Annotated in this window: 11 protein-coding genes; 8 read left to right on the top strand and 3 right to left on the bottom strand. The window is 57.3% G+C overall.

Annotated elements, in window-relative coordinates:
• Positions 1 to 3: 3 nt before the first annotated feature.
• Positions 4 to 846, bottom strand: coding sequence for a 23S rRNA (adenine(2030)-N(6))-methyltransferase RlmJ (locus tag F3J41_RS17495; RefSeq protein WP_021508100.1), 843 nt, complete (start codon positions 844 to 846; stop codon positions 4 to 6).
• A 336-nt stretch (positions 847 to 1,182) separates the two neighbouring features.
• Between F3J41_RS17495 and F3J41_RS23325 the strand changes: the two genes are divergently transcribed.
• The 6 genes from F3J41_RS23325 (at position 1,183) to F3J41_RS17465 (ending at position 18,234) form a co-directional block, all read left to right on the top strand.
• Positions 1,183 to 1,632, top strand: a complete 450-nt coding sequence (locus F3J41_RS23325; protein ID WP_021508101.1) for a hypothetical protein — start codon at positions 1,183 to 1,185, stop codon at positions 1,630 to 1,632.
• 133 nt (positions 1,633 to 1,765) lie between these two features.
• Positions 1,766 to 3,610: a hypothetical protein gene (locus tag F3J41_RS17485; protein WP_166711901.1), complete on the top strand. Its 1,845-nt coding sequence runs from the start codon at positions 1,766 to 1,768 to the stop codon at positions 3,608 to 3,610.
• Positions 3,611 to 3,826: 216 nt separating this feature from the next.
• The gene (gene prlC / locus F3J41_RS17480) at positions 3,827 to 5,869 is read left to right on the top strand and encodes an oligopeptidase A (protein WP_059012341.1); all 2,043 of its coding nucleotides are present in this window, start codon (positions 3,827 to 3,829) and stop codon (positions 5,867 to 5,869) included.
• An 8-nt stretch (positions 5,870 to 5,877) separates the two neighbouring features.
• Positions 5,878 to 6,627 (top strand): 16S rRNA (guanine(1516)-N(2))-methyltransferase RsmJ, encoded by a 750-nt coding sequence (gene rsmJ, locus F3J41_RS17475; protein ID WP_021508104.1) that lies wholly within the window; start codon positions 5,878 to 5,880, stop codon positions 6,625 to 6,627.
• Between the two features lie 506 nt (positions 6,628 to 7,133).
• The gene (locus F3J41_RS17470; protein ID WP_166711899.1) at positions 7,134 to 17,270 is read left to right on the top strand and encodes an Ig-like domain-containing protein; all 10,137 of its coding nucleotides are present in this window, start codon (positions 7,134 to 7,136) and stop codon (positions 17,268 to 17,270) included.
• A gap of 73 nt (positions 17,271 to 17,343) precedes the next feature.
• A complete protein-coding gene (locus tag F3J41_RS17465) occupies positions 17,344 to 18,234 on the top strand; it encodes an OmpA family protein (protein WP_166711897.1) in 891 nt (296 codons plus the stop codon).
• Between the two features lie 84 nt (positions 18,235 to 18,318).
• Here F3J41_RS17465 and uspA read toward each other — a convergent pair whose 3' ends face one another.
• Positions 18,319 to 18,756 (bottom strand): universal stress protein UspA, encoded by a 438-nt coding sequence (gene uspA, locus F3J41_RS17460; protein ID WP_021508107.1) that lies wholly within the window; start codon positions 18,754 to 18,756, stop codon positions 18,319 to 18,321.
• Between the two features lie 422 nt (positions 18,757 to 19,178).
• Between uspA and uspB the strand changes: the two genes are divergently transcribed.
• Complete coding sequence (gene uspB, locus F3J41_RS17455; protein WP_010618665.1) at positions 19,179 to 19,514, top strand: universal stress protein UspB; 336 nt, start codon at positions 19,179 to 19,181, stop codon at positions 19,512 to 19,514.
• Positions 19,515 to 19,592: 78 nt separating this feature from the next.
• Here the strand turns inward: uspB and pitA are convergent, their stop codons facing one another.
• Positions 19,593 to 21,092, bottom strand: coding sequence for an inorganic phosphate transporter PitA (pitA, locus tag F3J41_RS17450; protein WP_021508108.1), 1,500 nt, complete (start codon positions 21,090 to 21,092; stop codon positions 19,593 to 19,595).
• 240 nt (positions 21,093 to 21,332) lie between these two features.
• Between pitA and F3J41_RS17445 the strand changes: the two genes are divergently transcribed.
• A complete protein-coding gene (locus tag F3J41_RS17445; RefSeq protein WP_166711895.1) occupies positions 21,333 to 22,517 on the top strand; it encodes an NAD(P)/FAD-dependent oxidoreductase in 1,185 nt (394 codons plus the stop codon).
• Positions 22,518 to 22,848: the final 331 nt, after the last annotated feature.

Genomic DNA, 22,848 nt, shown 5'->3' with positions numbered 1-22,848 from the left:
CGCTTATTCCGGCACGATTTGCGTCACGCTGTAGTGACCGGTGCCGGCGGGCACCAGTTTCTGGTGCAGCCACGGCAGCAGCTCTTCCATCTGCGCCTTCAGCTTCCACGGCGGGTTGATGACAATCATCCCGGACGCGGTCATGCCGCGCTGATCGCTGTCCGGACGCACTGCCAGCTCGATCTGCAGAATATTGCGAATGCCGGTGGCTTCCAGATCCTTCAGCATGTGCTTGATTTGCTGGCGCAACACCACCGGATACCACAGCGCATAGACGCCGGTAGCGAAACGTTTGTGACCTTCCTGAATGCCTTTCACCACATCCTGATAATCGCTTTTCATTTCGTACGGCGGGTCGATAAGGATTAGGCCGCGACGGGTCGGTGGCGGCAGTTTGGCCTTCAACTGCTGATAACCATCCGCGCGTTCAACGCGGGCGCGCGCATCTTTACTGAACTCACTGCGCAGCAGCGGGTAATCGGTCGGATGCAGTTCGGTGAGCTGCAGCTTATCCTCGTCGCGCAGCAGATGACGGGCGATCAGCGGCGAGCCAGGGTAATAGCGCAGCGTGCCGGTTGGGTTGAGGTTGCGAATCGCCGCCAGATAGGGCTTCAGCAGCGCCGGTGCGTCCGGCTGCTGCCAGATACGCGCAATGCCTTCCAGATATTCGCCGGTACGTTCGGCGTGCTCACCGCTCAGCTGGTAACGTCCGGCACCGGCGTGGGTGTCCAGATAGAGGAAAGGTTTCTCCTTCTCCATCAGGGCGGTGAGGATCAGGCTTTCAACGGTGTGTTTCAGCACGTCGGCGTGGTTGCCGGCATGAAAACTGTGGCGATAACTCAGCATAAAAAAGAGGGGTCCGCGGTTGGATCAATGAAGTCGAATAGATCGTGTGTGGCGCGATTATAGCCGCGCCGCATAAAAATTGCTGACGTTTTACCATCCGCTTAAGTTTTCAGCGCCCGGGTCGCTTTAGCGGAATGCGACCGGTCTGGTAGAGAACTAATTTCACTTAGGGATAATTCGACTCTCGAAATTTTACCGCAGATTAAGTAAGTTAGTAGCCGAAAACGAAGCGGTCGCGAGCGAAATGCCAGGAATGCGTCTCTGGCAAGGAAACTTTTCGGCCATGGCCGTATAATTTTTTGCTTCAAGCATCCTTAATAACTCCTGGTGACAATAATGAAAAAAATGACTGGTATCGCGGTGGCAAGCCTGCTGGCACTGGCCGGCTGCGCGAAACAACAGCCTGTTCATAGCCTGGTAACGCCGCCCGCCGCCGACGCTCAGCCGATGGCTGAATCCGCTGCACGGCCTGACGGCCAGCCGTTTGTAACCGAAGCGCCAGCCCAGCCGGCCGCTGCCTCGTTCGCTGACGATCGCGCCAGCAACATTCAGCAGTGCCGTAAAGAGCTGGATGCGATGCGCCTCTACAGTCAGGCGTCTTACGACAGCTACCAGGCGGAATTCCAGAAAATTGGCGCGCAGACCAACAAATATCTGCAGATTAAAGATTCGATCGGCGCGGATATTAACGATTTAGTCATGCCGCGCTATCAGTTCCAGATCCGTGAACTGTGCTTCCGCATTAAAACCCGTCTGTCACAGCTGATTATTCGCCAGGCCGGTTAACAATAACGGCGCAAGCCGACCCCTTTTTTAACAGCGCGACAACCTCGCGCGGTGGATGGCTTCATCTCAATTAACATATTGAGATGAGGCCTTTTGTTTTCTTAGCGGCAAGGAGCCGCGACTGGAGGTTTTGATGACACAGCGTCATCTGCTGGCGGTGCTGATTAGCGCGGCCTTACTGCTACCCGGACAGGCCGCGTCAGCGGCTGATGATGACATGCTGCGCGCGTTCAGCGAAGCAGCGCGCACCCTGCCGCCGGCACCGGCAGCAAAACCACAGCCACCTGCAAAACCGGCCGCAAAACCGGCGGCGAAAACCGTCAGCAAGGCAGAGAAAAAAGCCGCAACAGCGCCCGATCACAGTTCGGAACTGACGCGTCTGCGCGCCCGCGTGGCGGAGCTGGAAAAGCAGTCTGCGGCACCTGCGGTGAAAGCGGACGATGCGTTAAAGGCGCAGCTGGCTGCCAGCGACAAAAAACTGGCAGCGCTCAGCGCGGAGAAGCAGCAGCAGGAGAAAAACATCGCCACGCTGCAGCAGGCGCTGAAAGAGGCACAGCAGCAGCAAAGCGCCGGCAGTGCCCAGCTGACGAAACAGCTCAGCGACGCGCGCGCGGCGGCCACCCATAGCGCCGATGCGCTTAAAGCGTTGAAAGCGGAAAACGACAAGGCGCTGGCGGCACTGCAGGCAGAGAGCAAAAAGCAGCTCAGCGCCCAGCAGGCCGGGAACAATAAAAAACTGGCAGCGCTCAGCGCGGAGAAGCAGCAGCAGGAGAAAAATATCGCCACGCTGCAGCAGGCGCTGAAAGAGGCACAGCAGCAGCAAAGCGCCGGCAGCGCCCAGCTGACGAAGCAGCTCAGTGACGCGCGCGCGGCGGCCACCCAGAGCGCCGATGCGCTTAAAGCGCGGAAAGCGGAAAACGAGAAAGCGCTGGCGGCGCTGCAGGCAGAGAGCAAAAAGCAGCTCAGCGCCCAGCAGGCGGCAAGCGACAAAAAGCTGGCGGCCTTACAGGCAGAAAACGAGAAGGCGCTGGCGGCGCTGCAGGCTGAGAGTAAAAAGCAGCTCAGCGCCCAGCAGGCGGAAAGCGACAAAAAGCTGACGGCATTACAGGCTGAAAGCAAACAGCAGCTCAGCGCACAACAGGCTGAGAGCGCCCAAAAACTGGCCGCGCAGCAGACTGCAAGCGACAAACAGCTGAAAGCGTTACAGTCACAGCAGACGGAAAGCGAGAAGAAGCTCACCGCCCTGCAGACGCAGCAGGCCGAGCGTGAAAAACAACTCGCCGCGCTGGACAGTGACAAACAGCAGCAGGCACACAACCTGGCGCAGCTGACGCGGGAACTGGAGGCGGCGAAGCAGCAACCGGTCGCCGCGCCAAAACTTTCTGCCCCGAAAAGCGATGCCGAACGCGATGGCTACACGCTGGGTCAGTTCATCGCCAGCAATGCGGTGGTGCAGTTGCAGATGGTCAAAGACATCGGCCTCAGCATCAGTATGGATCAGCTGATTGCCGGCTTAACCACCCAGCTGCAAAGCGGTGATTCGCTGCTTGATGGCGAAGAGATGGCGCGCCGTTACGCCACTATGCAGGCCTCCATTGGCAAAGGACTGAACGCACTGATTGAAAAAGGTTACGCGCAGCTGGACAAGAAAGTGGCGAAGCGTAAAGCGCTGAAGAAAGATCTCGGCATGCAGTGGTTTGCGGTGAAAAGCGTCAAAGGCAAACTGCTGCCGGACCAGCAGGCGGCGGTCAGCGTCCGGGTCACCACTCTGAGCGGCAAGGTAATCAACGATTTTTCACATGATCAGGTGCCGTTCAACGACAGCCTGCCGCCACTGTTGCAGGAAGGCATGTCGCTGACCGGTAAAGGCGGCGCAGTGGAAGGCTGGGCGCTGGCGAAAGATATTTACGAGCGCGAGCCGCTGCCACCGTGGGTCGCGCCGTATGATGTGATCCATTATCAGCTGACCATCAAATAACCTCTGGCCCGCCGTCTGGCGGGCTTTTTTTTCAACAATGCGCGATGAATCGCGCCGCTACCGATACGTGCACTTATTGTAGCGGCGCGATTCATCGCGCGTTTTTCTCTCTGCCCTTGCGGGTGGCATTGATTTTCCCCTCGTCTGGCCGCATGTTAGTAAAATTGCGTCGCGCCCCTGCGCGCGGCCCCACTCCATGATGAAAGGACTGCGCTTATGACCAATCCGTTACTCACGCCTTTTACGCTACCGCCTTTTTCCGCCATCAAACCTGAGCACGTGGTTCCCGCTGTAACTGAAGCGCTGAACGACTGTCGCGCAGCGGTGGAGCGCGTAGTGGCGCAGGGCGCGCCTTACACCTGGGAAAATTTAGTCCAGCCGCTGGCGGAAGTGGACGATCGCCTGGGCCGCATCTTCTCGCCGGTCAGCCATCTCAACTCGGTAAAAAACAGCCCGGAACTGCGCGAAGCCTATGAGCAGACGCTGCCGCTGCTGTCCGAATACAGCACCTGGGTGGGCCAGCACGAAGGCCTGTATCAGGCGTATCGCAACCTGCGTGAGGGCGAGAGCTACGCACAGCTGGATACCGCGCAGAAGAAAGCGGTGGATAACAGCCTGCGCGACTTTGAGCTGTCCGGTATCGGCCTCGATAAACAGAAACAGAAACGCTATGGCGAGATCGCCGCGCGCCTCTCCGAACTGGGATCGGCTTACAGCAACAACGTGCTGGACGCCACCATGGGCTGGAGCAAACTGATCACCGACGAAGCCGAGCTGGCGGGCATGCCGGAGAGCGCACTGGCCGCGGCCAAAGCGCAGGCGGAAGCCAAACAGCAGGAAGGCTGGCTGCTGACGCTGGATATCCCGAGCTATCTGCCGGTGATGACCTACTGCGACAACGCCGCGCTGCGTGAAGAGATGTATCGCGCCTATTCCACCCGTGCCTCCGATCAGGGCCCGAACGCCGGTAAATGGGACAATGGCCCGATCATGGCGGAAGAGCTGGCGCTGCGCCACGAGCTGGCCGAGCTGCTGGGCTTTGACTCGTTCGCCGACAAATCGCTGGCGACCAAAATGGCGGAAAGCCCGTCTCAGGTGATCGACTTCCTGAACGACCTCGCCAGACGCGCGCGCCCGCAGGGTGAAAAAGAGCTGGCGCAGCTGCGTGCCTTCGCCAAAAAAGAGTTTGGCGTGGATGACATGAATCCGTGGGATCTCACCTATTACGGCGAGAAGCAGAAACAGCATCTGTACACCATCAGCGACGAACAGCTGCGTCCGTACTTCCCGGAATCACGCGCGGTAAACGGCCTGTTTGAAGTGGTGAAGCGTATTTATGGCATCACCGCCAAAGAGCGTACCGACGTGGATGTTTACCATCCGGACGTGCGTTTCTTCGACCTGTTCGACGAGAGCGGCGAGCTGCGTGGCAGCTTCTACCTCGACCTTTACGCGCGCGAGCACAAGCGCGGCGGCGCGTGGATGGATGACTGCGTCGGGCAGATGCGTAAAGCCGATGGCAGCCTGCAGAAGCCGGTGGCGTACCTGACCTGTAACTTCAATCGCCCGGTCCAGGGCAAACCGGCGCTGTTCACTCATGATGAAGTGACCACGCTGTTCCACGAGTTCGGCCACGGCCTGCACCACATGCTGACGCGCATCGAAGCGCCGGGCGTATCCGGCATCAACGGCGTGCCGTGGGACGCGGTCGAGCTGCCGAGCCAGTTTATGGAAAACTGGTGCTGGGAGCCGGAAGCGCTGGCGTTCATCTCCGGCCATTACGAAACCGGTGAGCCGCTGCCGAAAGCGCTGCTGGATAAAATGCTGGCGGCGAAAAATTATCAGGCGGCGCTGTTCATTCTGCGTCAGCTGGAGTTCGGCCTGTTCGATTTCCGTCTGCATACCGAGTTTGATCCGGCGCAGGGCGCGCAAATCCTCGAAACCCTGCGTGAAGTGAAAAAGCAGGTTGCCGTGGTGCCGAGCCCGGAGTGGGGCCGCTTCCCGCACGCCTTCAGCCACGTGTTTGCCGGTGGCTACGCGGCGGGTTACTACAGCTATCTGTGGGCCGACGTGCTGGCTGCCGATGCGTATTCGCGCTTCGAAGAAGAGGGCATCTTCAACCGTCAGACCGGTCAGTCGTTCCTCGACAACATCCTGACACGCGGCGGTTCCGAAGAGCCGATGGAGCTGTTCAAACGCTTCCGCGGCCGTGAACCGCAGTTGGATGCGATGCTGGAACACTACGGAATTCAGGGATAAGCCTGCTTGTGAAGATCGGTTTAGTGGATGAAACAGGCGCCGGAGACGGCGCCTTATTACATTTGGCGCAGCGCTGGGGGCTGGAGCAGGACGACAGCGCCACGCTGGCGCTGGTGCTGACAGCGCAGCATCTGGAGCTGCGTAAAGTGGACGAGCCGAAGCTCGGCGGCATCTTTGTCGATTTCGTTTCCGGCGCGATGGCGCACCGGCGCAAATTTGGCGGCGGACGCGGCGAAGCGGTGGCGAAAGCGGTGGGCATCAAAGGGGATTACCTGCCCGACGTGGTGGACGCGACGGCGGGATTGGGGCGCGATGCCTTTGTGCTGGCCGCGCTGGGCTGCCGCGTGCGTATGCTGGAGCGTCATCCGGTGGTCGCGGCGTTGCTGGAAGATGGTTTGCGGCGTGGCTATGAAGATGCGGAGATCGGCGGCTGGCTGCGCGAGCGCCTGACGCTGCTGCATGTGGTCAGCCAGCAGGCGCTGAGTGATATCACGCCGGCACCGGACGTGGTGTATCTCGATCCGATGTATCCGCACCGGCAGAAAAGCGCGCTGGTGAAGAAGGAGATGCGGGTGTTTCAGTCGCTGGTGGGGCCGGACGAAGATGCCGATGCGCTGCTCGAACCGGCGCGCCGTCTGGCGAAGAAGCGCATCGTGGTGAAGCGCCCGGATTACGCACCGCCGCTGGCCGGCGTCGCCACCCAATCAGCGGTGGTGACCAAAAGCCACCGTTTCGATATTTATCCGCCGTTGTCGTAAGCAGTCACTATGGCTTAGCGGCGTGAATCATCGCGTCGCTGCAAGCCATATAATTTCATATCATGACGATGCATAACGTGGATTGTGCATAGCCATAAGTTAACTGGTTAAAACTCATATCTTTACTGTCTTCCGCCCGGAAATTCACTCCTTCCAGACTTATGCTAACCCATCAAGTATATTTCCGTTATTTTTTTTGATATCGGTGTTGCTATTTTTATGTTTTTTGTTTTTAAGGGTGAAATTACTGATAAACATCCGGCTATATAAGATTTTTCCCCTGAGAGATTAATCTTAATATTTATTTAAGTCATTGATAAAATTAATTATCTGTATTTTTTATCTGGATTTGTTTTGCGACATGTCTCAATAAGAAAGTGCGGTCCTTGTTGATATTATTTCCGCGTTAAGGATGGAGCTTTCATTGTGCTCTCTCATCCGGGAAATTTCTCAACGCTAACCTGGTTGTTTAGCGTGACTATTAAAATACATGGACTAAATAAATTATGAACGCCATCCCCGTTAATGTCGCCGTTGTAGACAAAAAAACGGTTGTCGAAGCGCAGGTGCTTCGCAACGGTAAAAATGGAAAACCAGTAAAAATCAAAGCCATTGCCAATGGGAAATATATCCTTGCTGAAGGTGAGAAGGGTGTTGCACCTGAAAACATCACCGTCAAGCGCGTAGGCAAAAGTCTCTGGGTTATCCTGGAGGATGGCGATCTGGATAAACCCGATCTCATCATTGAGGATTTTTTTGTCTACCCTGGTCAGCTGGTTGGTAAAGCAGAAGATAACGCTTTCCATGAATACATCGCCTCTGATGCGCGTGATGATCACGAAGCTGCAGCGCTTGCTGATGGCGATTATTCGGCGCTGGTGCTCGGGTCAGAATCCGTCCCGGGGCTGGATAATCTGCTGATTGCCGAAAATGGTCTGATTAACCCGATGCTGTTGGGTCTGGGTTTACTGAGCGCGATTGGTGCAGCGGCAGGCATCATTTATCACAATCACAAAAAAGATCACGGTAAGTCAGGTGAGGGTGAAGGCGGGAATCTGCCTGATCCGGTATTCACGCGAGGCGCAACCATTGATGCGGTGACGGATAACGTGGGCGCCATTCAGGGACCGCTGGCCAGCGGCGACTATACCGATGACGCGACGCCAACTCTGAGCGGCACCGGCACCAATCCTGGTAATACTGTTGAGATCTGGGATAACGGCACAAAAATTGGTGAAGCCATTGTCGATCAGGACGGTAACTGGACATTTACGCCAGGCACGGCGCTGGCTGAAGGCGACCATAGCTTTACGGTGATTGAACGCGACGGTAAGGGTAACACCAGCCAGCCTTCCGAACCGTTTGAGCTAATTATCGATCTCAAAGCGCCAGCACAGGCTACGCTGGACAGCGTATTCGACGATCACGGTTCGCTCACCGGGTTGATTGCCAACGGCGAGGCCACCGATGACAATACGCCGACCCTTTCCGGCAAAGCGGAACCGTACAGTACCGTATCGATCTACGACAACGGTGAAAAAATCGGTGAAGCACTGACTGATGCCAACGGCAACTGGACCTTCACCCCTGCAACGGCACTGGCTGATGGTGAGCACGCATTCACCGTGGTAGCTGCCGACCGTGCCGGTAATATCGGCCTGCCCTCTGCTCCTCACATCATCACTATTGATACGCAGGCACCGGTAAATCCGGGCATTGGTGAAGTCACTGACAACGTGGGTAGCATTGTCGGACCGGTAGACAACGGCGGCAGCACCGACGACAGGACTCCTACCATCGGCGGCGGCGGCACGCCTGGCGACGTGGTAACCATTATTGATGACGGCAAGCCGATTGGCAGTACTGTCGTGGGTGATGACGGCAAGTGGGAGTTTACGCCGGAACAACCCCTGGAAGATGGTGAGCACAACATCGGTATCATCATCACCGATCCGGTCGGCAACGAGTCTGCACCTTCAGATGATTACACCATTATTGTCGATACCCAGGCACCGGATAAGCCGCGCATTGTTGCGGTTATCGACAATCAGGGTGAACAGCAGGGTGAACTGCAGCCGGGCGATACGACCGATGATGCGCTCCCGACCATAAAAGGCGAGGCTGAAGCTGGCAGCATTGTTAACCTGTATGACAATGGCGTGCTGATTGGCTCCGCGCGTGCAGACGCCGCAGGCAACTGGGAATTTACTCCGAACAAACCGCTCAGCAATGGCGGACACTCTCTCACGGCAGAAGCAACTGACGCGGCGGGTAACGTCAGCGAAACGTCTGACAGCTTTGATTTCACCCTGATCACCGGTGGTGTGCCAAGCGCGCCGGCGATTATTGGTGTGCTGGACGATGTGGGTGATATTCAGGGCAACGTCGCGAAAAACGGTGTCACCGATGACACCCGCCCAACCGTGCATGGCACGGCGCAGCCAGGCTATATCGTTTCCGTTTATGACGGTGATGTGCTGCTGGGCACCACCACCGCTGATGAAAACAGCCGCTGGCGCTTTACACCGGAAGTGGACCTGGCTGAAGGTGAACATCAGCTGTCCGCTACTGCTACCGATGCGGCGGGCAACATCAGTCCGCAGACCGGCGTGTATCCGATTATCATTGACACTACCCCGCCAGAAAATAGCGGCGACAACACCCTGACTGATGATGTCGGCGCGATTCAGGGCCCGATTAACAGTGGCGATACCACTGATGATGCCACACCTACCTTTGACGGTAAAACTGAGCCGGGCGCTGTGGTGATTATCCGTGATAACGGTGAAGAAATTGGCCGCGTTGTCGCGGACAAAGACGGTAACTGGACATTCACCCCGGAACAACCGCTGGCCGAAGGCGATCACAGCTTTTCTGCGCAACCGGTAGATAACGCCGGTAACAAAGGTGAAGAAAGCGCGCCAGTCGACTTCATCGTCGATACCTCTGGTGTTGAAGTGACGATTATCAACGTCTATGACGACGCAGGCGAAGCTGGCTACGTGCAAAAAGGTGGCGTGACTAACGATGCTACGCCGACCATCAATGGTTCAGCGACGCCAGGTGCGCTGATCCATATTTATGACAACGGTGAGCTGATTGGCTCCGCGCTGGCAAATTACAAGGGCGAATGGTCATTTACACCAGCGGAGCCGCTGAATGAAGGCGAACACAGCTTTACCGCCACGGCGACGACCGAAGCCAATGGCGTCAGCGCACCGACCGCACCGTTTGATCTGATCATTGATATCACTGCCCCGGGCAACGACGGCATTGACGAGGTGCAGGATGACGTAGGTAGCGTTCAGGGACCCGTCGAAAGCGGCGAGGTGACTGATGACAGCACGCCAACGCTGGTTGGTGGCGGCACGCCGGGTGACGTGGTGACCATTATTGATAACGGCGAAACCATCGGTAGTACCGTCATCGGTGATGACGGCAAGTGGGAATTCACGCCAGAAACGCCACTCAACGACGGTGAACACAAGTTTGAAACCGTAATCACCGATCCGGCGGGTAACACCAGCGAACCGTCCGATCCTTACACTGTCATCGTGGATACCACCCCACCCGCGAAACCGGAAATCGGCGATATCATTGACGATGTCGGTAACGAAACCGGGCCGATCGAAAACGGCGAATCAACCGACGACACGCAGCCGACCATCGGCGGTGGCGGCACACCGGGTGACGTAGTGACTATCATCGACAACGGTAATCCAATCGGCAGCACCGTGATCGGTGACGATGGCAAGTGGGAATTTACCCCGGAAGAGCCGCTGGAAGACGGCGAACACAATATCGGCATCATCGTGACAGATCCGGCAGGTAATGAATCCTCACCGTCTGACGATTACACCATTATCGTGGATACGCAGGCGCCAGAAAAACCTGTAATTAAAGAAGTATATGATAATCAAGGTGATAAGCAGGGTGCACTCAATCCGGGTGAGGTGACGGATGACGCCCAGCCGACCGTGCGCGGCGAAGCGGAGCCGGGTAGCCTGGTCAATCTGTATGACAATGGCCAGCTGGTGGGTTCAGCTGTCACGAATGCTGAAGGCCAATGGGAATTCACGCCAACCCGACCGCTGCTGAACGGCGCGCATTCACTCACTGTGGAAGCGGTCGATGCGGCCGGTAACGTTAGCGAACCGTCCGACAGCTTTGACTTCATGCTGGAGGCCGGTGGCGCGCCGACCGCACCGGCAATCACTGGCGTAGTGGACAACGTCGGAGATGTGCAGGGCGCCATCGAAAAAGGCGGCGTGACCGATGATGTCCGTCCTGGCATTAACGGTACCGCGCAGCCGGACAGCGTAGTCACCGTGTATGCCGATGGCAAAGTGCTGGGGACCGCCCTGACCGATGCCGCAGGCAAATGGTCATTCACGCCGGATAGTGACCTGGCCGAAGGCCTGCGCAATCTGAGTGCCACCGCGACCAACGCGGCCGGTAATATCAGTCCGTCAACTGGCCTCTATCCGATTGTGATTGACACCACCGCGCCAGATGCCAGCAGCGACAATCAGCTGACGGATGACGTTGGCGACATTCAGGGGCCGATTAATAGCGGCGATACTACGGATGACGCGCAACCAACCTTCAGCGGTGTGACCGAGCCGGGTGCGACCATTATTATCCGCGACAACGGCCAGCCGATTGGCAGCGCGGTCGCCGGTAAAGACGGCAACTGGCGCTTTACGCCGGACCAGCCGCTGGCGGATGGCGATCACAGCTTCACTGCGCAGCCAGTTGATAAAGCCGGTAATAAAGGTACGGAAAGCCAGCCAGTTGACTTCATTGTCGATACCTCTGCGGTGCTGGTGACCATCAATAGCGTTTATGACGATGCGGGTTCTGTCACGGGCAACCTGACCAGCGGTGCGGTCAGCGATGACACCACGCCAACCCTCAACGGTTCGGCGACGCCAGACGCGCTGATTCACATCTATAACAACGGCACGCTCATCGGTTCCGCAAAAGCCAACTACAAAGGCGAGTGGAGCTTTACGCCAGATGTTGCGCTGGCGGAAGGTGAACATCACTTTACGGCTACGGCGACAAACGCCGCCGGAACCAGCGCCGAGTCGTCACCTTTTGACCTCACCATCGATCTGACCCCGCCAGTCGTGGGCGGTATTGATAACGTCCTGGATGACGTGGGCACGGTGCAGGGCCCGGTCGACAACGGTGGCATTACTGACGACACCACGCCAACGCTGGTAGGTGAAGGCGTGCCGGGCGATGTGGTGACCATTATCGACAACGGTGAAACCATCGGCAGCGCGGTAATTGGCGAGAATGGCAAGTGGACCTTCACGCCGGAAACCCCGCTCAACGACGGCAAGCATAAATTTGAAACCGTGATCACCGATCCGGCCGGCAACAGCAGCCAGCCGTCCGATCCGTACATTGTGATTGTTGATACGCAGGCGCCGAACAAGCCAGCGATTACCGAAGTGTTTGATGACCAGGGCGATCGCACCGGTGCGCTGAAATCCGGTGATACCACCGATGACAGCATTCCTACCGTGAAGGGCACTGCGGAAGCCAACAGCCTGGTGAAGATTTATGACAACGGTGAACTGATCGGTAGCGTGCGCGCTGACGGGCAGGGCAACTGGCGCTTCGAACCGGGCAAACCGCTGGTTAACGGCGCACACTCGCTGACCGTGGAAGCGATCGACGCGGCGGGCAACGCTAGCGAGCCATCAGAGAAGTTTGACTTCTCGCTGGCAGCCGGCGGTAAGCCAACGGCACCGGCTATCACTGGCGTGATGGACAACGTAGGTGACATTCAGGGTGCAATCCAGAAAGGCGGTCTGACCGACGACGCGCGTCCGACCATCAACGGTACCGCCCAGCCGGGCAGCATCGTTACGCTGCTGGTTGATGGCAAAGCTGTGGGCAGCACCCAGGCCGATGGCGCTGGGAACTGGTCATTTACGCCGGACAGCGATTTGGCGGATGGTGTGCGCAACATCACCGCTACCGCCACTAACGCGGCCGGTAATATCAGTCCGGAAACCGGGGCGTATCCAATTGATATCGATACCTCCGCGCCAGAAGCCAGCAAAGGTAATCAGCTGATTGACGACGTTGGCCTGGTGCAGGGTCCGATTAACAGCGGCGACATCACCGATGACGCGACGCCCACCTTTAAAGGTAAAACCGAGCCGGGCGCCACGGTAATCGTGCGCGATAACGGTAATGAACTGGGTCGCGCGGTAGCTGATAAAGACGGTAACTGGAGCTTCACGCCGGATCAGCCGCTGGCGGATGGCGACCACAGCTTTACCGTTCAGCCGGTGGATAAGGCCGGTAACAAAGGGCCGGAAACTGACGCCATTGACTTCACCGTAGACACCTCCAAAGTGGTGATTGCTATCACTCAGGTGTATGACGATGCGGGCAGCATTACCGGTAATCTCACGTCCGGTCAGGTGACAGATGACACCACGCCGACCCTGAAAGGCACCGCAACCGGCAACGCGCTGGTGAAAATTTACGACAATGGCCAGCTGATTGGCAGCACGGTGGCAGCCAAAGACGGCAGCTGGAGCTTTACGCCTGGCGTTGCGCTGAGCGAAGGGCCGCACAGCCTGACGGCGACCGCCACCACGCCGGCACACGGCGAGAGTGAGGCCACAGCCGCCTTCGATATCACTATTGATATCACGGCGCCAAACAACGCGGGTATTGAGGATGTCCGTGATGACGTGGGTACAGAGCAGGGCACCGTGGACAACGGCGGCGCGACTGACGATACCACGCCAACGCTGACTGGCGGCGGTAAGCCGGGCGACGTGGTAACCATTATCGATAACGGTGAAACCATCGGCAGCGCGGTAATTGGCGAGAATGGCAAGTGGACCTTCACGCCGGAAACTCCGCTCAACGACGGTGAGCACAAATTTGAAACCGTGATCACCGACCCGGCGGGCAACAGCAGTAAGCCGTCGGATCCTTATGTAGTGAATGTGGATACGCAGGCACCGAATAAGCCAGCGATCACTGAAGTGTATGACGATCAGGGCGATCGCCGTGGACCAATCGCTGCAGGCGACACCACTGATGATGCGACACCGACGGTACGCGGTACCGCTGAAGCCGACAGTCTGGTGAATATTTATGACAATGGCGTGCTGATAGGCTCAACCCGCACTGACGGCAAAGGCAACTGGAGCTTCGAGCCACCGTTACCGCTGGCCAACGGTGCCCATGCGCTGACAGCGGAAGCGGTAGATGCCGCTGGTAACGTCAGCGAGTCGTCAGACAAGTTTGAGTTTGGCCTGATCAGCGGCGGTGTGCCGAATGCGCCGGCGATTACCAGCGTAATGGATAACGTAGGAGACATTCAGGGCCTGGTGCAGAAGGGAAGCGTCACCGACGATGCACGACCAACCATTAACGGTACCGCACAGCCGAACAGCCTCGTTACGCTTTATGCAGACGGCATTAAGCTGGGCACGGTAACGGCAGACGCCAACGGTAACTGGAGCTATACGCCAGCCAGCGATCTGCGTGACGGCGTGCATAACATCAGCGCGACTTCCACCAATGCTGCCGGCAACGTCAGCCCGGAAACCGGCGTCTATCCGATTGAAGTGGATACCACGGCGCCAGGCAACATCATCAATCCGGTACTGACGGATGATGTCGGCCAGGTACAGGGGCCGATTCGCAGCGGCGAGACCACCGACGATGCCACGCCGACCTTTAGCGGTAAAACTGAGCCGGGCGCTACAGTAATTGTGCGCGACAACGGCAAAGAGTTGGGCAGAGCGGTCGCCGATGACAGCGGTAACTGGACGTTTACCCCGGGCACGCCGCTGACAGATGGCAAGCACAGCTTCACCGCGCAGCCGGTCGATCTCGCCGGTAATCAGGGCCCAATTGGCGGGGCGATTGACTTTACCGTCGATACTTCTGCGGTGGTGGTAGCGCTGACTCGCGTGGAAGACAACGCCGGCAGTGTCAAAGGCGATCTGAGTTCCGGCCAGGCCACCGATGACACCACGCCAACGCTGTATGGCACCGCGACGCCGAACGCGCTGGTGAAAATTTATGACAACGGCAAGCTGATTGATCAGGTAAGCGCTAACGCGCAGGGCCAGTGGAACTTCACGCCGGGTACAGCGCTCAGCGAAGGTTCGCACGCCCTGACCGTGACGGCGACCACTGAAGCACACGGCGAAAGTGAGCCAACCAGCCAGTTCGATCTGCTGATTGACATCACCGCGCCGAACAAGGGCGTGATTGACTCCGTCAGCGACGACGTCGGCACGGTTCAGGGACCAATTGGCAAAGGCGGCTACACCGATGACACCACGCCAACCCTGTCTGGCCGCGGTACGCCAAATGATAAGGTCACCATCATCGATAACGGTACGCCGATTGGTGAGGTCACCGTTGGTAACGACGGGCGCTGGAGCTTTACCCCGACTACGCCGCTTAACGATGGTACGCACAACTTCACCGTGGTGATGACCGATCCGGTGGGCAACAGCTCGGCACCGTCTGACGTCTGGCCGGTGATTGTCGATACCCAGGCACCGAATCCGGTAGTGCTCACCAGCATTATGGATAACGTTGGCAGCGTGACCGGCCCGATTCAGCGCGACGGCACGACCGATGATAAGCGACCAACGCTGAATGGCACCGCCGAGGCCAATAGCCTGGTGACCATTTACATTGGTGAAGTTGCAGTAGGCTCGGTGAAAGCGGATGCCAGCGGCAACTGGAGCTTTACGCCGGGCAGCGATCTGGCTGACGGACGCTATGAGTTCACCGTCACTGCCACCGACGCGGCCGGTAACACCAGCTACCCAACCCAGCCGTGGGCGATAACCGTTGATACCGTGGCGCCGAACCTGCCAGCGATTGTACGCGTCTACGATGACGCCGGCAGCATCACCGGTGATGTGCTGAACAACGGCATTACCGATGATAAGCGGCCGACCATCAGCGGCACCGCCGAGGCCAACAGCACCGTTACCGTATACATCGACGGTACGCCTGCCGGTACCGTACGCACCGATGGCAGCGGTAACTGGAGCTTTACCCCGGGCAGCGATCTGACCGATGGCCTGCACCGCATTACCGCCACCGCCACCGATACCGCGGGCAACACCAGCGGCCAGACCGCGGCGTGGAACATTACCGTAGACACCGTGGCACCGAACGCACCGGTCATTGTCACCATTGAAGATGATGTCGGCAGCATTAAGGGCAACATCGATAAAAATGGCTTCACTGACGACAAGCGGCCGACCCTCAACGGCACCGCCGAGGCTAACAGCCTGGTGACGATTTATATTGATGGTATAGCGGTGGGCAGCACCCGCGCCAATGGCAGCGGCAACTGGAGTTTCGTCCCGCTCAGTGACTTGTCGGACGGACTGCACCACATCAGCGCCAAAGCCAGCGATAGCGCCGGCAACAGCAGCGGCGAGGCTGTGGCGTGGGATATTACCGTTGATACGGTCATCAGCACCCCGACCATCGATACGGTGTATGACAACGCCGGCAGCAAAACCGGTAACGTGGCTAACGGCGGTAAAACCGATGACACCACGCCAACCCTGTCAGGCAAAGCGGAAGCCAACAGTGTGGTGACCATTTATGATGGTAGTACCAAACTGGGCTCGGTGACGGCGGGGGCGGATGGTAAGTGGACCTTTACGCCGTCACCGGCGTTAAGTAATGGTGCGCACAGTTTCTATGTACAGGCAGCAGATAAGGCGGGTAATGCCGCAAAATCGGTAAGCAGGGAGATTGAGATTGGACCTGATGTAATTCTTACGCAAGGCTTTGAAAACTTTAATAGCATTTCCGCTGGAAGGCACGGAAAATCTCATGACTTCGGCAATGGGCTGATTGTTACCAGGAAATGGGACGTAGTAGTCATTGCTGCAGGTGGGGGGGGGAACGCTTTTTCGAGCAATTCTTTACAGGTAAATGATGATTTATTGACTTTAAAATTTGGCGCAACAACGGATGTCCATTTTGTTGTGTCGGGGTGGGGAACTTTTGCAGGTTATGATTCTGCACCCGCCATCATAAAAATTTATGACACTCAAGGAAATTTAATAAAAGACACAAGAATACAATCGTATGATTACAGAGGGAAAGTATACTTTGATTACGTTGCTCCTGCAGGAACGTTCATTGGAGAAGTTACGTTAACAAGCAAAGATCCGTCTAGTTTAGGATTGGATGACCTTAGTTGGGGGAAAAATATAACTACTCATACGTCATCTATTTCAAATAATGAAATTGCCCCTGTTGTTGATGACGCTTATGCAGTGGAAGAGTCAGAAGATCATCCAATCGCTAACGATGAGAATGAACTTATTATCCAACAAAACTTAGGTAACATCGATCTCTCTGATTTTATAAAAATTATTGAAGATGACATAACTTTAAACACGGATTCCCGGTTAATCATTAATGATGCCGAAAATAAGGAAATTGTCCTATCTGATCTTCTCAAAGACGGCACCGATCTCGGCGACTGGTTGCAGGTGGCGGGCACGATTACCCAGGGCGGTCAGGTGTACGACGTTTATCGTCACAGTGGAGTGGAAGGTGAATTGCTGGTGCAGCAGGGGGTAAAAGTCGAACTGGATAATCATTAATCAGCCGTGGCTTTTTTAATCTGTTAACCATCAATACTAATCGGGTGCCCTTTTGGGCACCCGTGGAGGAGTTATGAAAACTTTCAGCCTTACCCTGCTGGCCGCACTGCTGGCCGGTTCAGTCACCCTCAGCCACAGCGCGCTGGCGGCAAAACCGTTCGGCGAACTGTATCAGCCGGTAAGCGGCGTACCGGCATCGCAGACTCAGGTGGTTTATTACCGCACACTGGCGCAGTCGGGCAACGATGCGGCGCACGTCTATGTCGACGGCGAATTCCAGACCGCGCTGCTGCCGGGCGGTTTCAGCGTCTTCTGCCTCAAACCGGGCAGCTACTCGCTGGATAACTACATGAAAGACGCGCCGCGCTACAGCGGTAAGCGCGCCCAGGCGTGGCGCGACAACTTTGCCGGCGGCACCACCTACTTTGTGCGCCTCGGCAACGTCACTACCGGCCAGCCGCAGGTAGTCAGCCGCCAGCAGGCGGAGCGGGAACTCAACGGGGCGCAGCAGCAGATCCACGCGCTGTCGCGTGCGTCATCGGTCGTGAAGTGCGACAACCTGGCGCCGCGCAGCTACAAAGACTACGTGCTGGCCGGTGACGTGCTGTTTAACTTTGGCAAATCGTCCATTGGCGATATCTCCGCCGCCGGCCGCCGCGCGGTCGGTGCGCTGATTGCCGAGCTGCAGCGCGATCGCGCCGAGCTGAAAAGCCTCGAAGTGATTGGTCACACCGACCCGATTGGTAACGCCAGCGCCAACCGCCAGCTCGGCCAGCAGCGCGCTGCTACGGTACGCCAGATGCTGATTGACGGCGGCCTGCCGGCCACGGTGATCCGCGCCAGCAGCGCGGGCAGCAGTGAACCGGTGGTGGAGTATTGTGAAGGATCGCGCGCCGCACAGATTGCCTGTAACGCGCCGAATCGCCGGGTCGTCGTACGGCTGGCGCTGAACCAACAGCCGTAAGCGTCACTCATTTCCCTAAGCCATGTTGTAGTTGTTCTGTTATTGCAGTCTTTTGCCCCTCGGTCCGAGGGGCTTTTTTACTGGTTATTCCTCTTCCTCGTCGCGCAGCGGCACAATCAGCATATCGATATGCACGGTATTGATCAGCTGGCGCGCTGACGACATCAGCTTGCTCCAGAAATCCTGATGATGGCCGCACACCACCAAATCGACATCGTATTTTTTAATCGCGTCCACCAGCACCTGGCCGAGATCGCCGCTGCCGCTCAGGGTTTCGCTAATCGGGTAACCGGCGTTGGTGGAGAGCTCGCGCAGCGCGGTATGTGTCTCTTCCGAAATTCGCTTCTGCATGTCGCCGAGGTTGACGTCAATCAGCCCGGTGTAGAGATCTGAATAGTTCACATCAACGTGAATCAGCGAGATTTTTGCATCATAAGGACGGGCCAGTGATACCGCTTTATCAACCAGCAACTGGCTTTCCGGGGAAAGGTCTACTGCAATCAGGATGTGTTTATAAGCCATGATAAAACTCCTTTCTCAAGATTCTGGGGCAACCCGAATTTCTGCCGTTCGGCTGGCGTAATCCTTTGCGCGTAACGGCGATGAAGCGCCACCAACCACAATGTCAGCCACGCAGGTGAATAATTGTTATATCCCGAGTATAGCCAGAGTGGGTAGCAAATGCTGCAAACCGAAGCCCGGCTGTGAGTCAGATCATGGGTTATCGCTTTTTTCGCTCGCGCTGAACGAAAATCATCGCTGGAAAAAATTTAAACAGATCTCCTACACTGAAAATGAGGGCCACTCCCGTCCGGGTAGCGCGCTCAGGTCCGCATAACAACAATGCAATTCGATTCATCTGTGGCTGGCTTATTTCCCGTGGGGCGTCTGCAGCTTTTCCCCGCTGCAGGTAACGTCATTGCGGCTCCAGCCGGGAGGGGAACATGATCAGCACTATCGCGCTTTTTTGGGCTCTGTGTGTGGTTTGTCTGGTGAATATGGCGCGTTACTTCTCATCGTTGCGCTCACTGCTGGCGGTGCTGCGCGGGTGCGATCCGTTGCTGTATCAGTATGTTGATGGTGCCGGTTTCTTTACGTCCCACGGTCAGCCGAGCAAGCAGGTGCGACTGGTGCGCTATATCTGGGAGAAACGCTATCGCGATCATCACGACGATGAATTTATTCGTCGCTGCGAGCGGGTACGCGGTCAGTTTGTTCTGACCAGCGGGCTGTGTTTTCTGGTGGTGGTGAGCCTGATCGCCTTAGCGATTTGGCACTGAGAAGGGGAGCGGGTTCTGTCGCGGCGCGCTGTGTTGTATTCGCAACGCACCACGACAGAACCCTGCAACGCTGAAGCGTTAAATCAGCTTCAGCGCAATCCAGTACAGCGAGCCAGACAGCAAAATACACACTGGCAGGGTGAATACCCAGGCCATCGCGATATTTTTGATGGTGCGGCTTTGCAGCCCACCGCCATCTACCAGCATAGTACCGGCAACCGACGATGACAGAATGTGCGTGGTCGAAACCGGCATCCCGGTGTAGCTGGCGATACCAATCGACACCGCCGCCGTTACCTGGGCCGACATGCCCTGCGCATACGTCATGCCTTTTTTACCGATCTTCTCGCCGATAGTGGTCGCCACGCGGCGCCAGCCAATCATGGTACCGATGCCGAGCGCCAGCGCGACCGCCACGATAATCCATACCGGCGCATACTCGATGGTACCAAGCAGATCGCCTTTCAGCTTATTGAGGAAGCGCTTATCGTCGGCGCTGGTCTCCGGCAGCTTAGCGGCTTTGTCCGCGGTGTCGGAGATGCACAGCAGCAGACGACGCATCTGACCGCGCTGGTCAGGTGTGAGATCGCTGTAGCTCTGCAGATTACCCAGCAGACCCTGCGCACGGTTAATCGCATCAAGCGCACGGGAGCTATCACAATGGAACTCCTGCGGGCCGCCGAGCGACTCTTCCGGCGTCGGCACTGCCGGTGGCGCCATCTGCACGATGTGCGTCAGCGACTGGCCGTGCTGCTGGTAATACTGTTCCAGATGGTTCACCGCGTCGCGCGTACGGGTGATGTCATAACCGGAGGCATTCATATTCACCACAAAGCCCGCCGGCGCGACGCCAATCAGCACCAGCATGATCAGGCCGATGCCTTTCTGACCGTCGTTGGCACCGTGCGAATAGCTCACGCCAATGGCGGAGACAATCAGCGCGATACGCGTCCAGAACGGCGGCTTTTTCTTGCCGTCGATCTTCTCGCGGTCAGCAGGCGTCATGTGGATGCGAGCCCGTTTTTTGGTGCTGCTCCAGTAGCGACGCAGCAGGAAAATCAGGCCACCCGCAATGATCAGACCAACAATCGGCGACAGAATCAGGGAGAGGAAAATATTGATGACTTTCGGCAGGTTCAGCGCATCCACCACCGACGTGCCGGTCATCAGCGCATTGGTGAGACCAATACCGATGATGGCGCCGATCAGCGTGTGCGAACTGGACGCCGGTAAGCCGAGATACCAGGTACCGAGGTTCCAGATAATCGCCGCCAGCAGCATGGAGAACACCATGGCGAGCCCATGCGCCGAACCGACATTCAACAGCAAATCGGTTGGCAGCATATGCACGATGGCATAAGCCACGCTCAAACCGCCGAGCAGCACACCTAAGAAGTTGAACACACCGGCCATCACAACCGCCAGTTGCGCCCGCATCGCACGGGTGTAAATGACTGTAGCGACCGCGTTGGCAGTGTCGTGAAAGCCGTTGATTGCTTCGTAAAACAACACAAACAGCAGAGCAAGAACCAATAACAGGCCGGTGCTTAGGTCAAGACCAGCAAACAGATGTAGCATAAACGTTACGCCATTTTGGAGGACATGAACGCGGCGCATTATCTGCGACAACGTGCGCTATGGGAAAGAAAAATATAGCTCTTTTTTGTCTTAAATTTGTCATCCGGCAGGTAATTAAAGGCAAAAAGACCGCAAAATGAGCAAGTTACAATATGACACATTTACGGCAATTTTTTGTCGCTGGCGCGAAAAGCCGCAGATCTCTACAATCAGCGCCTTTCAATCAGGTGGGTTAAGGCAGTGGAAAAGTTTGACGTTATCATCATTGGTGCAGGCGCGGCCGGCATGTTCTGCGCGGCGCAGGCCGGGCAATTAGGCCGTCGCGTGCTGCTGCTGGATAACGGCAAGAAAGCGGGGCGCAAAATCCTGATGTCCGGCGGCGGCCGCTGCAACTTCACCAATCTCTACACCGAACCGGCGGCGTATCTGTCGCATAATCCGCACTTCTGCAAATCGGCGCTGGCGCGCTACACCCAGTGGGATTTCATCGATCTGGTTAATCGTCACGGCATCGCCTGGCACGAGAAAACTCTTGGCCAGCTGTTCTGCGATGATTCGGCGCAGCAGATTGTTGATCTGCTGCTGAAGGAGTGTGAAGCCGGCCAGGTGACGCTGCGGCTGCGCAGCGAAGTGCTGAACGTGGCGCGCGACGACGACGGTTATACGCTGCAGCTGAATGGCTCGGCGGTTCGCGCGGACAAGCTGGTGATCGCCAGCGGTGGTCTGTCGATGCCGGGACTGGGAGCAACGCCTTTCGGTTATAAGGTGGCGGAACAGTTTGGCCTGCGCGTTCATCCGACGCGCGCCGCGCTGGTGCCATTTACGCTGCATAAGCCGCTGCTGGAGCAGCTGAACACGCTTTCCGGCGTGGCGCTGCCGACCACCATCACCGCTCAGGACGGCACGCTGTTTAAAGAGGCGATGCTGTTTACCCACCGCGGCCTGTCCGGTCCGGCGGTGCTGCAGATCTCCAGCTACTGGCAGCCGGGCGAGTTTGTCACCGTCAATCTGTCGCCGGAGACCGCGCTGGACGATTTTATCGACGTGCAGCGCGCGGCGCATCCCAACCTCAGCCTGAAAAATAGCCTGGCGAAGATTCTGCCAAAGCGGCTGGTGGAAGTGCTGCAGGAGCTGCAGCAGATTCCGGACGTGACGCTGAAGCAGCTCAACAGCAAGCAGCAGAGCGAGCTGGTCACCACGCTGCACCAGTGGCGCGTGCAGCCAAACGGCACCGAAGGCTATCGCACCGCCGAAGTGACGCTGGGCGGCGTGGATACCACGCAGCTGTCGTCAAAGACCATGGAAGCACGTGATGTGCCGGGGCTCTATTTCATTGGCGAAGTGGTGGACGTGACGGGCTGGCTGGGTGGCTACAATTTCCAGTGGGCGTGGAGCTCGGCATGGGCGTGCGCGCAGGCGGTTTAATCGTTTGAAATCAGAGTGATCTTTCCCTCACCCTAACCCTCTCCCGCAAGCGGGAGAGGGAACTGACCAGTGCCGGTTGGGAAGAGGGAACTGGGCGGTGCTGGTAGGGGAAGAAGGAACTGGCTGGCGCGCCAGGGTGTAATCGGTCATCTTCAGCCTTTGCCTGCGAGCTTTTCACACTTGCCCCCGCTTCATGCCCCTTATTTTCCCCAGTTACGCACTGCCTTCCCCGCCCGCAGCGGACCGCTCCCTCTCCCGCTTGTGGGAGAGGGCCGGGGTGAGGGCAAACCCAAACCCAAACCCAAACCCAAACCCAAACCCAAACGACTAA

The organism is Pantoea sp. Ap-870, from assembly GCF_011752515.1.
Classification (GTDB): Bacteria; Pseudomonadota; Gammaproteobacteria; order Enterobacterales; family Enterobacteriaceae; genus Pantoea; species Pantoea dispersa.
This window is presented reverse-complemented; position numbering and strand designations above follow the sequence as displayed.